Annotated in this window: 1 protein-coding gene; it reads right to left on the bottom strand. The window is 68.5% G+C overall.

The features are described from left to right. Positions 1-715 (bottom strand): AMP-binding protein (locus tag JHD77_RS32500; RefSeq protein ID WP_143200616.1); only part of this gene is annotated, 715 nt, incomplete at both ends.

The raw sequence follows: 715 nt of genomic DNA, 5'->3' as shown, positions 1-715 counted from the left end.
CCGGGCGCAGGCTTTCCCAGGCCAGCTCGTAGCTGGCCTGCGGCACCGCGTCACCGCCGAAGCAGTACACCCGCACCGGCGGCGGGTTGCCGTCACGCTCGGCATGCTCGGCCAGTTGCTGCAGGTACACCGGCGGAAAGACCCCGATGGTCACACCGTGACGATGCATCTGCGCATAGGTCTCCTCCGGCAGCCAGATACTGTCGTCGCGCACCAGCACCCGCGCTCCGTTGATCAACGGGTGCATCCAGCCTTCATGGGCACCGTCGAAGGCGAACGACATGAAATGCAGCTCGCAGTCCGCCGGGCTCGTCTCGTAGCGCTCGCCGGTCGCACGGATATGCGACACCAGCGGTCCGTGGGATACCGCCACGCCCTTGGGCAGGCCGGTCGAACCGGAGGTGTAGATCACGTAGGCCAGGTTTTCCTCGGCCAGATCGACCTCCGGCGCACCCTCCGGACGATCCTGCCATTCGCCCGGATCGTCCACCGCCAGGCTCGCCAAGCCGGCGGGCAACGGCAGACGCTCGAGCACGTCGCGCTGGGTCAGCACCAGCGCCGCGCCGCAATCCTCCAGCATGTAGCGCAGGCGCTCGGCCGGATAGGCGATGTCCAGCGGCACGTAGGCGCCGCCGGCCTTGAGTACGGCCAGGAACGCCACCATGATCTCCGCCGAACGGCGCATGGCGATGGCCACCCGCACCTCCGGACCCAC

This window comes from Pseudomonas sp. P20, assembly GCF_016463925.1.
Taxonomy (GTDB): domain Bacteria; phylum Pseudomonadota; class Gammaproteobacteria; order Pseudomonadales; family Pseudomonadaceae; genus Pseudomonas; species Pseudomonas aeruginosa.
This window is presented reverse-complemented; position numbering and strand designations above follow the sequence as displayed.